Genomic DNA, 13,753 nt, shown 5'->3' with positions numbered 1-13,753 from the left:
CCAGAGCGCCCGGCGGCGGCGCACCTCGCAGAGGGTGAGGGTGTCCGGACTGGGTAGAAGCGCACTTCGGCGATCCCCACAGAATTCTCCCGGGTTCTGTCGGGGGCGGCGGGTACCGTGTCATGCAGCACGCCGACCGGCCCGCCGTGGCGGGCGACGGGCGGCCGAGAGCACGGACGAGCGCAGTACGGACGAGCACAGTGGAGCGTTGACGCACGATGGACGAGTTCTACGAGACCGAGGAACCCGCGACCGGCCAGGCCGATCCCGAGGCGGGCGTCCGGCGTGCGCTCGACACGCTCGACGGCCTCGACGAGCTGCCCCCGGCCGAGCACGTCGCCCGGTTCGAGGCGGTCCACGACGCCCTGCGGGCGCACCTGAGCGGTGACGCCTGACGGTGGCGACGATGACAGCGAGCACGCGCGTGGACGCGGAGCTGGTCCGGCGTGGGCTGGCCCGGTCGCGTCGGCACGCCGCGGAGCTCGTGGCGGCCGGCCGGATCTCGGTGGCCGGCAAGGTGGTGGTCAAGCCGTCCGCGTCGGTGTCCGACGGCGCCGACGTGACCGTCGCGCCCGGGCCCGACCCCGAGCACGACTTCGCGTCGCGCGCCGCCTGGAAGCTGGCCGGCGCCCTCGACGCACTGGCCCGGGTCCCGGGCGCGCCCGTGGTCGAGGGCGCGTTCTGCGCCGACCTGGGCGCCTCGACCGGCGGGTTCACCGACGTGCTGCTGCGCCGCGGGGCCGCCCACGTGGTCGCGATCGACGTCGGCCACGACCAGATCGTGCCCGCGCTGCGCGGCGACGACCGGGTGACCGTGGTCGAGGGCTTCAACGTGCGCGACCTGACGCCGGGCGACCTCGCCCGGAGTCCCGACCTCGTCGTCGCCGACCTCTCCTTCATCTCCCTGACCGTGGTGCTGCCCGCCGTCGCGGGCGTGCTGCGCCCGGGCGCGCAGGCGCTGCTGATGGTCAAGCCGCAGTTCGAGGTCGGCCGCGAGCGGCTGGGCAGCGGCGGCGTGGTCCGCGACCCGGCGCTGCACGTCGAGGCCGTGACCACCGTGCTGCGCGCCGCCGACGGCCTGGGCCTGCGGGCCCGCGCCGTCGTGCCGAGCCCGCTGCCGGGCCCGAGCGGCAACCGGGAGTTCTTCGTCTGGCTCGCCGTCGACCCCGGGGCCTGGGCGGACGAGCACGACCTGGCCCTGGTGGCCGCCGCCGAGACGGCGGTGGCCTGGGACCCCGCGCCGGGTGAGCCCGCCGGGCGGCCAGGCCGCCCGCCCGAGCCGCCGGCCGTCGTCGTGCACGGCTGGGAGGAGCCCGGGACCGAGGCCGAGGCGATCCCGGCGGCCCAGAGGACGCAGCAGCACACCGACGAGCAGAAGGAGCCCAGCCCGTGACCCGGCGAGTGCTCATCGTGACCCATGGCGGCCGCCCCCAGGCGGTCGCGGCACTGGCGGAGGCCCTGCGCGAGCTGAAGGCCGCAGGTTTCGAGTACACGTTGCACGACGACGCGCTCGCCGAGGAGTTCGGCGACCACATGGCGGCCAAGCGTGTCGCCGAGGGCGTGCACAACGCCGAGGCCGTGATGGTGCTCGGGGGCGACGGCACGATCCTGCGCGCCGCCGAGCTGACGCGGGGCACCGACGTGCCGCTGCTGGGCGTCAACCTGGGGCACGTGGGCTTCCTCGCGGAGTCCGAGCGGGAGGACCTGCGTGCCGCCGTCCAGCGGCTCGTGGCCCACGACTACGACGTCGAGGAGCGCGCCACGGTCGACGTCACGGTGCACCTGCCCGGCACGGCGGAGCCCGTGGTCGGGTGGGCGCTGAACGAGGCGACCGTCGAGAAGGCGTCGCGCGACCGCATGCTGGAGGTCGCGATCGGGGTGGACGGCCGCCCGCTGCTGTCGTTCGGCTGCGACGGCGTGGTGATGTCCACCGCCACGGGCTCCACGGCGCACGCCTTCTCGGGCGGCGGCCCCGTCATCTGGCCCGACGTCGACGCCGTGCTCATGGTGCCGCTGTCCGCGCACGCGCTGTTCGCGCGGCCGCTGGTCATCGGCCCGAAGTCGCGCTACACGGTCGACGTGCTGCCGCAGTCGACGGTCGAGGGCGTGCTGACCTGTGACGGGCGCCGGGAGATCCGGCTGCCCCGCGGATCTCGCGTCGTGGTGCGTCAGGGGGGTACGGTGCGCCTCGCACGGCTGTCGAACGCGCCGTTCGCGGACCGCCTCGTGTCGAAGTTCAACCTGCCCGTGTCGGGCTGGCGCGACCGTGTCGGGTCGGGGCACGTCGAGGCGCAAGATGTACCTTCTGACCCAGCCGACACCACACCAGAGACCTAAGGAGTCAGGTGCTCGAGGAGATCGCTATCGAGAACCTGGGCGTCATCCGCTCGGCCCGGGTACCCCTGTCGGACGGCCTGACCGTCATCACGGGCGAGACGGGCGCGGGCAAGACGATGGTGCTCACGGGGCTGAACCTGCTCATGGGCGCCAAGGCCGACCCCCAGTCGGTGCGCCCGGGTGCGACGTCGGCCGCGGTCGAGGGGCGGGTGCGCGTCTCCGGGCGTGACGCCGTGCTGGGCCGGGTCGACGAGGCGGGCGGCGAGGTGGAGGACGACGGCACCGTCGTGATCCTGCGCACCATCGCCGACGGCCGCTCGCGCGCCCACCTGGGCGGCCGCGCCGTGCCGCAGGGCGTGCTCGCGGAGATCGCCGAGGACCTGTTCACCGTGCACGGCCAGGCAGACCAGCTCCGGCTGCGCACGGCGGCCAAGCAGCGCGACGCGCTCGACACGTTCGTGGGCCCCGCGCACCAGCGCGTGCTCGCCGCCTACCGCACCGCGTGGAGCGAGCGGGGCGGCCTGCTCACCGAGATCGCGGACCTGGAGGCGCGCGGCGCCGAGCGGGCCCGCGAGGTGGAGCTGTTGCGCATCGGCCTGGAGGAGATCGAGCGCGTCGACCCGGTCAGCGGCGAGGACGTCGAGCTGCAGGCCCTGATCGAGCGCCTGTCCAACGCGGAGGGCCTGCGCACGGCCGCGACCGAGGCGCACGAGGCCGTCGCGGGCGAGGACGCCGACGGCGCGCGCGAGAACGCGATCGCGCTGGTCGAGCGTGCGCGTCGGGCGCTCGACGCCGCGGCGCACTCCGACGCCGCGCTCGGCGTCCTGGCCACCCGGTTCGCCGAGGTGGGCTATCTCCTCTCGGACGTGGCGACCGACGTCGCCGCCTACGTCGACGACCTCCAGGCCGACCCGGCCGGGCTCGAGACGGCGCACAACCGCATGGCGGAGCTGAACGCCCTGACCCGCTCCTACGGCGAGACCATCGACGAGGTGCTGCAGTGGGCCAGCGACGCGGGCCTGCGCCTGCTCGACCTGGACGACGGCGGCGACCGCCTCACCTCGATGCGGGAGCGGGTGGCGGAGCTGGACGGCGAGCTGGCCCGGCTGGCCGAGATCCTCACCGCCGAGCGCACCCGCGGCGCGTCCGAGCTGGCGGAGGCCGTGACGAACGAGCTGCACGGCCTCGCGATGGGCGGCGCGCACCTCGTGGTGACGGTGGAGCGGCTCGACCAGCCCGGCCCGTTCGGCGGGGACCAGGTCACCTTCCTGCTCGTGCCGCACCCGGGCGCCCCGGAGCGGCCGCTCGGCAAGGGCGCCTCCGGCGGTGAGCTCTCCCGCGTGATGCTCGCGCTCGAGGTCGCCCTGGCGACGTCGGGCGGCGCCGCCGCGGCGCGGACGGCCGAGACCCCGCGCAGCACCTTCGTCTTCGACGAGGTCGACGCCGGCGTCGGCGGCCGGGCCGCGGTCGAGGTGGGCCGCCGGCTGGCCCAGCTCGGGCGGAGCACCCAGGTGGTCGTCGTGACCCACCTGGCCCAGGTCGCCGCGTTCGCGGACGCCCACCTCGTGGTCACCAAGAGCTCGGACGGCGAGGCCGGCGCGAGCGACGGCGACGACGGGATGATCACGGTCACGGGTGTGCGCGAGGTCACCGCGGACGCACGCGTCCGTGAGCTGGCCCGCATGCTGTCCGGCCAGGACGACTCGGAGACGGCGCGTACCCACGCGCTGGAGCTCCTGGAGTCCTCGGTCGTGGGACGATAGAGCGGATGAAGCTGATCTCCCGACCCGAGAAGCGCGCCGAGAAGAGCGCCGCGAAGAGTGCACCGGACCTCGTTCCGGTGCTGCCGCAGGCCGTGGCGCACGGCCCCGCCCGGATCGGAGCTCGCACCAAGGAGCTCACGTCCCGGCTGAACCACGGCGACGTCGCCGTGATCGACCACGTCGACATCGACCGCGTAGCCGCGGACGCGCTGGTCTCCGCGGCCCCCGTGGCCGTCCTGAACGCCGCGCCCTCCACGTCCGGGCGGTACCCGAACACGGGGCCGGACATCCTGGTCGAGGCCGGGATCGTCCTCGTGGACGACCTCGGCCCGTCGGTCATGGCCATCGACGAGCACGCCGAGGTCGAGATCGTGGGCGGTGAGATCGTCGTCGGCGGCGAGGTCGTCGCCACGGGCACGCACCAGACGCCGCGCACGGTGGCCGCGAACATGGCCGCCGCCCGCGAGGGCCTGTCGGCCGAGATCGAGCGGTTCGCCGAGAACACGATGACGTACCTGCGCCGCGAGCGGGACCTCCTGCTCGACGGCGTCGGCGTGCCCGACATCCGGACCGACATCGACGGCCGGCACGTGCTGATCGTGGTGCGCGGGTACCACTACCGGGAGGACCTGGCGCAGCTGCGGTCCTACATCCGCGAGAACCGGCCGGTCCTGATCGGCGTGGACGGCGGCGCGGACGCGATCATCGACGCGGGCTGGCAGCCCGACATGATCGTGGGCGACATGGACTCCGTCTCCGACCGGGCCCTGGCCTGCGGCGCGGAGATCGTGGTGCACGCCTACCGCGACGGCAAGGCCCCCGGGCTGGAGCGCGTCAAGGCGCTCGGTGTGGAGCCCGTCGTCTTCCCCGCCACCGGGACCAGCGAGGACATCACGATGCTGCTGGCCGACGACAAGGGCGCCGAGCTCATCGTCGCCGTCGGCACGCACGCCACACTCGTGGAGTTCCTGGACAAGGGGCGCTCGGGCATGGCCTCGACCTTCCTCACCCGGCTCCGCGTGGGCGGCAAGCTCGTGGACGCCAAGGGCGTGTCCCGGCTGTACCGCACGCGGATCTCGAACACCCAGCTCACGCTGCTGTCGGGCGCGGGTGTCGCGGCGGTGCTCGCGGCCCTGGCCTCGACCTCGGCCGGGCAGACATTCTTCGGCCTGATCGGGGCACGGTTCGACGACGTGGTGTCCTGGATCGGTACCCTGTTCGGCGGCTGACCTGCCGGGATGCTCTCCCGGAAGCCACGCCGCCCCGACCTGACGCCGGGCTGACACGCCCGGAACATGCTTAAGGACTCCTCCCTACCGTGATCGACTTCCGATACCACCTCGTCTCGCTCATCTCCGTCTTCCTCGCCCTCGCCGTCGGGATCATCCTCGGCGCCGGCCCCCTCCAGGGCGCGATCGGGGAGACCCTGACGGAACAGGTGGACGCGCTGCGCGCCGAGCGCAGCGACCTGCGCACCGAGCTGGACGCCACCCAGAACGCCCTGGACGGCGACGAGCGCTACATCGAGGCGGTCGGCACCCAGCTGGTGACCGGCTCGCTGGAGAACGAGCGCGTCGCGGTGGTGCAGCTCGGTGAGGTCTCCCAGGAGGTGCACGACGGCGTCCTGAACCAGCTCGACACGGCCGGCGCCACGGTGGTGGCCAAGACCGAGCTGACCGACGCCTGGACCGACCCCGAGGAGGAGTCGACGCGCGAGACCGTCGCCGAGGGGCTCAAAGCCGGCCTCGGCGACGCCGTCCCGGAGAACGACGACCCGAGCTCCGTGCTCGGCGCCGCGCTGGCCGTCGCGCTCACGGGCGACGACGGCGGCAGCGACCGCAGCTCGCAGGCCACCGACCTGGAGAACCAGCTCGAGCGCTTCGGCTTCGTGGAGCCGGGCGAGGAGCAGACCGAGGCCGCGCAGGCGCTGGTGCTGCTCGTGGGCCCCGCGGGCCAGCCGCAGGAGACGGCCGACGGCGCCACCGAGGAGGCGGAGCCGACGCCGGACGTCTGGACCGCCGTCACGCAGGCCGCCCAGGAGGTCTCCGGCGCGGCCGTGCTCGCCGGGCCGACGGACGACCCGGGCGACGCCGTGCAGGCCGTGCGGGACAACGAGGAGCTCGCCGCCGAGGTCAGCACCGTCAGCGGCATCGACCGGCTCGTGGGCCGCATCAACGTGCCGCTCGCCGTCGCGGCGCGCCTGGACGGCGTCGTGGGGCAGTACGGGTTCGAGGACGACGCGACGCTCGTGCTGCCGCCGGCCACCGACGGAACCGGCGGCGGGACGACCGACGGGGTCACCGACGGCGCCACCGACGGAACCGCGGGCTGAGCGACATACGTAGAGCCCGAGCCGCGGGCCGGCTCAGGGCGCAGACTCGAAGCGCAGGGTCGACGACCGACCGAAACGGACTTGAGGGGTAGTCATGGGTGCAGGCAGGTTCATCGTCGCGGGGGTCGTGGCCGGTGTCGCGACCGCGTTCGCGCGCCGCAAGCTCGACGAGCGGGTCGCCGAGGGCGGCCTCGGCGGGGACAAGACGTGGACGCGGACCAACCACCGCGGTGAGCCGATCAGCCTGCTGGAGGGCCCCGCGGTGACCGCGGGTCTCGTGGCCGGCGCGGCCGTCTCCGGCGGCACCGCCCCGGGCGCGACGGCGTTCGCCACGGCCGCCGCGGGCGGGTTCGGCCTCTACGACGACATCGCCGAGGACACCGAGACCCGCACCAAGGGCCTGCGCGGCCACCTCGGCGCGCTCAAGGAGGGCCGGCTGACCACGGGCGGCCTCAAGGTGCTCGGCATCTCCGGCTCCGCGCTGCTGGCCTCTGCCGTCGGCACGCCCCGCACGGCGCGCAGCGCGTTCGGCCACGTCGTCGACATCGGCCTGAACGGCGCGCTCATCGGCGGCACCGCGAACCTGGTCAACCTCTTCGACCTGCGGCCGGGCCGGGCGCTCAAGGTCGGCGTAGCCGCCAGCCTGCCGTTCGCGCTCGCCGGCACCGGCGCCGCGGGCGCCGCCCTGGGGGCCGCCGCCGCGGCCGCGCCCGGGGACCTGGGGGAGAAGGACATGCTGGGCGACGGCGGCGCCAACGCCCTCGGCGCCCTGGTCGGCAGCCAGGTCGCGTTCAACGCGCCCCGGGCGGTGCGCTGGGCGACGCTCGTCGGCGTCGTCGGCCTGATGGCGGCCTCGGAGAAGGTGAGCTTCTCCAAGGTGATCGCCGGGAACGAGTGGCTGAACAAGATCGACCTGCTCGGACGCCGCCCGGCTCCGGCGGTCGAGGATTCGGTGGCCGAGCTCGCGCAGACCAAGCCCGTGGCCACCCCGGGCGCGTGAGCCGCACCCGGTCCCTGGCGAGCGCGGCGCTGCTCGTCACCGTCGTCACCCTCGCCAGCCGCCTGGTCGGCTTCGGCCGCTGGCTCGCGCAGGGCGCGTGGCTGGGGTCGGACGGCGTCGGGACGGTCTTCAACTCCGCCAACCAGCTGCCCAACCTGCTGTTCGAGGTGGCGGCGGGCGGTGCGCTCGCGGGCGCCGTCGTACCGCTGCTGGCCGGGCCCCTGGCCCGGGCCGCGTTTACCGCGGACGGGACCGCGGCGTCCAAGGAGCAGGCCTCGCGGATCGCGTCGGCGCTGCTCGGCTGGACGCTGCTGATCCTGGTGCCGCTGGCGGGCCTCACGGCCCTCCTGGCGCGCCCGGTGATCAGCCTCACCGGCCTGGACGACCCGGTGCAGGTCGACGTCGCCACGGCGTTCCTGCGCGTGTTCGCCGTCCAGGTGCCGCTGTACGGGCTGGCCGTGGTGCTGGGCGGCATCCTGCAGGCGCACAAGCGGTTCTTCTGGCCGGCGTTCGCACCGCTGGTCTCCAGCCTCGTCGTGATCGTGGTCTACGGGGTCTTCTACCTGCTGGCCGACGGCGACCAGCGGGACGTCGCCGCGCTGTCGTCCCAGGCGCTGGTCTGGCTGGCGTGGGGCACCACCGTGGGCGTGCTGTTCCTCGCGCTGCCGCTCGTGGTGCCCGTGTGGCGCACGGGGTTGCGGCTGCGGCCCACGCTGCGCTTCCCGTCCGGCGAGGGGCCCCGGGCCGCGCGCCTGGCGTTCGCGGGCGTGGGTGCGCTGGTGGCGCAGCAGCTGTCGGTGTTCCTGACGCTGCGCGCGGCCAACGCCGCGGGCGGCGACGGCACCCTGTCGGTCTACCTGTACGCCCAGCAGGTCTACCTGCTGCCGTACGCGGTGCTCGCGTTCCCGATCGCGACGAGCGCGTTCCCGCACTTCGCGGAGCACGCCTCCGCGGGCCGGCTCGGCGAGCTGCGCGGCCTGGTGGCGCGCACGACGCGCAGCCTGCTGTTCGTGACGGCGCTCGGCATGGCCGCGCTCGTCGCGGCGGCCCCGTTCGTCGAGCGGGTCTTCGACCTCATCGTGCTGGGCGACGCGCCCGGTCTGGCCGCCGGGCTCATGGCCATGGCGCCGGGGCTGATCGGGTTCGCGCTGATCCTGCACCTGTCGCGCGCGCTGTACGCCGTGGACCACGGGCGGGCGGCGGTCACCGCGACCGCGAGCGGCTGGGGTGTCGCGGCGATCGGTGCCGCGCTCGTGCCGGTCCTGTTCGCGGGCCGCGAGCCGGACTGCGCGGGGAAGGGCTGCGTCGACCTCGCGCTGCGGACCGACGTCATGGCGGCCCTCGGCGCGGTGGGCACGGCCGGGATGGTCGTGGCCGGCCTGGGGCTGCTCCTGGCCGTGCGCAGGCACCTGGGCCGGGACGCGCTGGGCGGCGTCTGGCGGGCGCTGTTCGTGCTCCTGACGGCGGCCGCCGTCGGGGCCGCGGCCGGGCTCTGGGCGCCCTGGCAGCTCGGCCTGTCCGAGGGCTCGTTCTTCTCGGCCTCCCGTGCGACGCCGGGCGAGGTGGAGTTCGACGGCGGTGCGTTCGCCGCCGATCTGGGCCTCGGGCTGGCCTTCGGGCTGCTGGCCGCCGTCGTCACCGCGGTGGTGGCGGTGCTGCTGGACAGGGACCTGCGAGCCGCCGTCGGGCCCCTGCTCAGGACGTTGGGGAGGAAGTTCTCCAGGAAGGCCTGATTTAGCGAGCGCAAAGGCCGCAGCAGGGGCAGACTCGACCCAAAGGGTCGAAAGTCCCCGCTCGGCGAGCGCGTGTGCCGGTCGTTACACCACCAGCACGCCGTACCTCGTTTAGGATGGAGTTCCGTGGTCGAACACCGAAGCAGTCTCCAGTCCCGTCAGCGGTCCGGCGCCTCCACGCCGACCAAGCACATCTTCGTCACCGGTGGTGTGGCGTCCTCTCTCGGCAAGGGACTGACGGCGTCATCGCTCGGTCGCCTGCTCCGCTCGCGTGGCCTCAGCGTCACGATGCAGAAGCTGGATCCCTACCTCAACGTGGATCCCGGCACCATGAACCCGTTCCAGCACGGTGAGGTCTTCGTCACCGAGGACGGCGCCGAGACCGACCTGGACATCGGGCACTACGAGCGGTTCCTCGACGTCGAGCTGCCCGCCTCGTCCAACGTGACCACCGGCCAGGTGTACTCGCGCGTCATCGCCAAGGAACGCCGCGGCGAGTACCTGGGCGACACCGTGCAGGTCATCCCGCACATCACCGACGAGATCAAGTTCCGGATGCGCGAGCAGGCGTCCGACGCCGTCGACGTGATCATCACCGAGATCGGCGGCACCGTCGGCGACATCGAGTCGCAGCCGTTCCTCGAGTCCGCGCGCCAGGTGCGGCACGAGCTCGGCCGCGACAACGTGTTCTTCCTGCACGTCTCGCTGGTGCCGTACATCGGTCCGTCGGGTGAGCTGAAGACCAAGCCGACGCAGCACTCCGTGGCCGCGCTGCGCTCGATCGGCATCCAGCCGGACGCCATCGTGCTGCGCTCCGACCGCGTGGTGCCCGAGAGCATCAAGCGCAAGATCGCGCTCATGTGCGACGTCGACAACGAGGCCGTCATCAACTGCGCCGACGCGCCGTCGATCTACGACATCCCGCGCGTCATCCACGCCGAGGGCCTGGACGCCTACGTGGTGCGCCGCCTGGGCATGCCCTTCCACGACGTCGACTGGGACGGCTGGAGCCGCCTGCTGGAGCGCGTGCACGAGCCCGAGCACAACGTCGAGGTCGCGCTGGTCGGTAAGTACATCGACCTGCCGGACGCCTACCTGTCCGTGACGGAGGCGCTGCGCGCCGGCGGCTTCGCCAACGACGCGAAGGTGGCCATCCGCTGGGTCGCGGCCGACGACTGCCAGACGCCGGAGGGGGCCCAGGCCTCCCTGGAGGGCGTCGACGCGGTGCTGGTGCCGGGCGGCTTCGGCGTGCGCGGCATCGACGGCAAGGTCGGGGCGCTGCGCTGGTCGCGCGAGAACCTCGTGCCGACCCTCGGCATCTGCCTGGGCCTGCAGTCGATGGTCATCGAGTACGCGCGCAACGTGCTGGGCTGGGCCGACGCGTCGTCCACCGAGTTCCACCCGACCAGCAGCCACCCCGTCGTGGCGACCATGGCCGAGCAGAAGTCGATCGTGGAGGGCGAGGGCGACATGGGCGGCACGATGCGCCTGGGCGCCTACGAGGCGCAGCTCGCCGCCGGCTCCGTCGTGGCCAAGGCCTACGGGAGCGAGAAGGTGACCGAGCGCCACCGCCACCGGTACGAGGTGAACAACGCGTTCCGCGTCGAGCTGGAGGAGGCGGGCCTGCTGATCTCCGGCACGTCCCCCGACTCGCAGCTCGTGGAGTTCGTCGAGCTGCCTGCCGAGACGCACCCGTACTTCGTGTCCACGCAGGCACACCCCGAGTTCAAGTCGCGCCCCACGCGGGCACACCCGCTGTTCGCGGGTCTGATCGCGGCGGCGCTCGAGAAGCAGTCCTCATGAAGCTGGGGATCGTCGGCAGGTGCGGCGGAGGGACAGCATGAGCAGCGACGAGGTAACGGACGTCATCGACCCCCGCCCCGCGCGGCGGCTCGACGTACCGTTCCAGGGTTTTGTGGTCGACATGGTCTCGGACGAGGTCGACCTCGGCGAGGCCGGCGGCATCGTCCGGCGGGAGTACGTCGACCACCCGGGCGCGGTCGTCGTGGTGGCGCTGACGGACGACGGCAACGTGCTGCTGCTGCGCCAGTACCGGCACCCGGTCGGCGCCTTCCTCTGGGAGGCGCCCGCCGGCCTGCTCGACCTGGACGGCGAGGACCCGCACGTGGCCGCGGCCCGCGAGCTGGCCGAGGAGGCGGACATGAACGCCGGCTCCTGGGACGTGCTGCTCGACCTGCTGCCCACGCCGGGCGGCAGCAACGAGGCCGTCCGGGTGTACCTGGCGCGTGACCTCACGCCCGTGCCCGACGACGAGCGGCACACCCGCGAGGCCGAGGAGGCCGACATGGTCGTGGTGCCCGTGCCGCTGGAGGAGGCCGCGGCGCTCGCGCTCGCGGGCCGGCTGCACAACGCGGCGACGATCGCGGGAGTGCTGGCGGCGGCGATCGGCCGGGCCTCCGACTGGGAGACGCTGCGCCCGGTGGACTCCCCGTGGGAGTACCGCAAGAACTGAGGGTAAAAACTTGGTTCGCACACTGACTTCGGTCGGTTGCTTCGAGATCGGTCGGTCGATTGACCGGTCTCGGGGCAACCGACCGAAGTCGTTTTGGCGTTCGCCTTGAGGGGGAGGGACTTCTGGGCGAGTGTCAGAGGTGGGGGCTAGCGTTGGACACCTGGGTGGGAGATATGTCGGGTATCTCCCCGGGAAGGGGCGCGGCGATGACGGGCACCGAGGTAGAGACCGAGCAGGCGGCTTCCAGGACCGAGCCGGCGCCGTCGGGCAGCGGGCCGACGGCGGACGGGCCGCGCCGCCGCATGCCCGCCGGGCTGGCGGGCGTGCTGGGGTTCCTGCTGGGCGCCGCACTGACCGCCGGCCTCGTCGCGGGGGCGGTCTTCACCCTGCGCGACGACTTCCGCGACGCCATCTGGCGCACGCTCCTGGCCAGCATGAACCCGTTCTCCACCGGCGAGGTGGACCGGTCGGAGACGCCGGTGCTGGTCAGCATGAAGGACCTGGCGCGGTTCGTGGCCGCCGAGGCGCAGTACGAGGTGCTCGTCGACCTGGAGAACGACGTGAAGTACGTGCCGAGCTGGCTCGCGGGCGAGCGCCTGGTGCTCGCCGTGAACGGCTCGGTCGAGGCGTACGTCGACTTCACCGGCCTGGACGAGGACGCGATCGAGATCTCCGACGACGGCACGACCGTCACCGTCACGGTGCCCGAGCCGGAGCTCGCCGAGCCGCGCATCGACCTCGACGCCAGCCGCGCGCTGACGGAGGACCGCGGCCTGGTCGACCGCGTGGGTGATCTCTTCGAGTCCGACACCGACGCCCGGCAGGAGGCGCTCGCGACGGCGCAGGACCGGATCTCGGACGCCGCGGTGGGCTCCGACCTGGACGAACGGGCCCGGGCGAACACGACCTCGACCCTCCAGGCGATGTTGTCCCCGTTGGGGTACGACCAGGTCGTGGTCGAGTTCGGGTAAGTGTCCGGGTAAGTCGCGAAGGTCGCTCACCGGGCGTGTCATAACGGCGTCACCGTGCTGCGCTATTCTCCCCGCGTGACCAGCGAACCCGACATGCTTCCCAATGTTTCGTCCCTCCCTGCCTGGCTCGTGCCGTCCGTCTACCTGAACTGGTCCGAGGACTGGCTGGGCGAGGCGGTCGCCATCGCGAGCCGTAGCCACGAGCACCGGCTGCCGGGCGGCGCGGACGGCCCCCAGCGCGGTGACGTCGTCGTCACCGTCGTGGGCTCCGAGCCGGGCATCGTCGCCGCGGTCGAGCTCATGGGCGCCAGCCAGGGCGAGGACTGGGTCAGCGACGAGGTCTTCGGCCCCGACAAGCCCGTCGTCTGGGACGACCTCTTCAACGGCGCCGCCGCGTACGCGCGCTCGTCCGGCTGGCTGCCGCAGGAGCACGCGCGTCTGGTGCTCGACGGCATCGCCCACCAGTACAAGCACGGCGCCACGGGCACGCTCGACGCCGGCAACTGCGAGACCGACGAGCTGTCGCCCAACCTGCACGTGCTGCGCCTGCTGGGCCACAAGCAGGTCTCGGGCACGGACCTGCGCCGCGAGGAGCGCTGCGCGTCGTGCGAGCGGTTCGTCGACGTCATGCAGCTGCGCCCGCACGACGACGGCGCCCACACCGGCCAGACCGGCGAGCGCCCCCTGGGCGAGCTCATCGAGCAGACGTTCCTGGTGTGCGGCCCGTGCCACGCGCTGCTGCACCCGCACGCGGTGCTGTCGCAGCGCGCGCAGATGCGTCCGGCGTGCCCGTCGTGCGGTCAGCGCGGCGCCACCAAGCGCATCGTGTGGGGCCAGGGCATCCACGACAACATGAAGCTCGAGCCCGACGTGGTCTACGGCGGCTTCGACACCCCGGTCCCGACGCCGGACTGGTACTGCCCGGAGTGCTACGCGAACTTCTCCTCGGGTGCCGTGGCGCAGCGCGCGCTGGGCGACATGCCGGACGCCGTGCCGGTCGGCGTCGGTGCGGTGGGCACGCCCGCCAACGGCGAGGACCTCTGGACGCCCGAGGTCTGAGCTTCCGCGTTCTGATGTGTCAGACCCTCAGGTCCCTCTGGTGACCTGAGGGTCTGACACGTTCCTGGGGCTGGGGGCCGCGGGC

The 13,753-nt window shown here is 73.4% G+C and carries 12 protein-coding genes; all 12 read left to right on the top strand.

Annotated features, from left to right (window positions below):
- The first annotated feature begins 218 nt into the window (after positions 1 to 218).
- The 12 genes from ACFU5G_RS24410 (at position 219) to ACFU5G_RS24355 (ending at position 13,668) form a co-directional block, all read left to right on the top strand.
- Positions 219 to 395: a hypothetical protein gene (locus ACFU5G_RS24410; RefSeq protein ID WP_020012921.1), complete on the top strand. Its 177-nt coding sequence runs from the start codon at positions 219 to 221 to the stop codon at positions 393 to 395.
- A gap of 11 nt (positions 396 to 406) precedes the next feature.
- Complete coding sequence (locus ACFU5G_RS24405; protein ID WP_377250615.1) at positions 407 to 1,393, top strand: TlyA family RNA methyltransferase; 987 nt, start codon at positions 407 to 409, stop codon at positions 1,391 to 1,393.
- Positions 1,390 to 2,337, top strand: a complete 948-nt coding sequence (locus ACFU5G_RS24400; protein ID WP_121387838.1) for an NAD kinase — start codon at positions 1,390 to 1,392, stop codon at positions 2,335 to 2,337. The genes ACFU5G_RS24405 and ACFU5G_RS24400 overlap by 4 nt, the downstream gene beginning before the upstream one ends.
- A gap of 8 nt (positions 2,338 to 2,345) precedes the next feature.
- The gene (gene recN / locus ACFU5G_RS24395) at positions 2,346 to 4,100 is read left to right on the top strand and encodes a DNA repair protein RecN (RefSeq protein ID WP_377250613.1); all 1,755 of its coding nucleotides are present in this window, start codon (positions 2,346 to 2,348) and stop codon (positions 4,098 to 4,100) included.
- A gap of 5 nt (positions 4,101 to 4,105) precedes the next feature.
- Positions 4,106 to 5,329, top strand: a complete 1,224-nt coding sequence (steA, locus tag ACFU5G_RS24390) for a putative cytokinetic ring protein SteA (RefSeq protein ID WP_377250610.1) — start codon at positions 4,106 to 4,108, stop codon at positions 5,327 to 5,329.
- An 89-nt stretch (positions 5,330 to 5,418) separates the two neighbouring features.
- Positions 5,419 to 6,432: a copper transporter gene (locus tag ACFU5G_RS24385; RefSeq protein WP_377250608.1), complete on the top strand. Its 1,014-nt coding sequence runs from the start codon at positions 5,419 to 5,421 to the stop codon at positions 6,430 to 6,432.
- 94 nt (positions 6,433 to 6,526) lie between these two features.
- Positions 6,527 to 7,432 carry a hypothetical protein gene (locus tag ACFU5G_RS24380; RefSeq protein ID WP_377250606.1) on the top strand — a complete coding sequence of 302 codons (906 nt, stop codon included), beginning with the start codon at positions 6,527 to 6,529 and terminating at the stop codon, positions 7,430 to 7,432.
- Positions 7,429 to 9,165: a murein biosynthesis integral membrane protein MurJ gene (gene murJ / locus ACFU5G_RS24375; protein ID WP_377250604.1), complete on the top strand. Its 1,737-nt coding sequence runs from the start codon at positions 7,429 to 7,431 to the stop codon at positions 9,163 to 9,165. The genes ACFU5G_RS24380 and murJ overlap by 4 nt, the downstream gene beginning before the upstream one ends.
- 126 nt (positions 9,166 to 9,291) lie before the next feature.
- Complete coding sequence (locus ACFU5G_RS24370) at positions 9,292 to 10,968, top strand: CTP synthase (protein WP_377250601.1); 1,677 nt, start codon at positions 9,292 to 9,294, stop codon at positions 10,966 to 10,968.
- 37 nt (positions 10,969 to 11,005) lie between these two features.
- Positions 11,006 to 11,638 (top strand): NUDIX domain-containing protein, encoded by a 633-nt coding sequence (locus tag ACFU5G_RS24365; protein ID WP_020012930.1) that lies wholly within the window; start codon positions 11,006 to 11,008, stop codon positions 11,636 to 11,638.
- A 206-nt stretch (positions 11,639 to 11,844) separates the two neighbouring features.
- Positions 11,845 to 12,609, top strand: coding sequence for a DUF4230 domain-containing protein (locus ACFU5G_RS24360; protein ID WP_377250598.1), 765 nt, complete (start codon positions 11,845 to 11,847; stop codon positions 12,607 to 12,609).
- Between the two features lie 75 nt (positions 12,610 to 12,684).
- On the top strand, positions 12,685 to 13,668 hold the full coding sequence (locus ACFU5G_RS24355; protein ID WP_377250596.1) for a hypothetical protein: 984 nt from the start codon (positions 12,685 to 12,687) through the stop codon (positions 13,666 to 13,668).
- The last annotated feature ends 85 nt before the right edge of the window (positions 13,669 to 13,753 follow it).

The sequence above is a fragment of the Promicromonospora sp. NPDC057488 genome (genome assembly GCF_042802395.1).
Taxonomy (GTDB): Bacteria; Actinomycetota; Actinomycetes; order Actinomycetales; family Cellulomonadaceae; genus Promicromonospora.
This window is presented reverse-complemented; position numbering and strand designations above follow the sequence as displayed.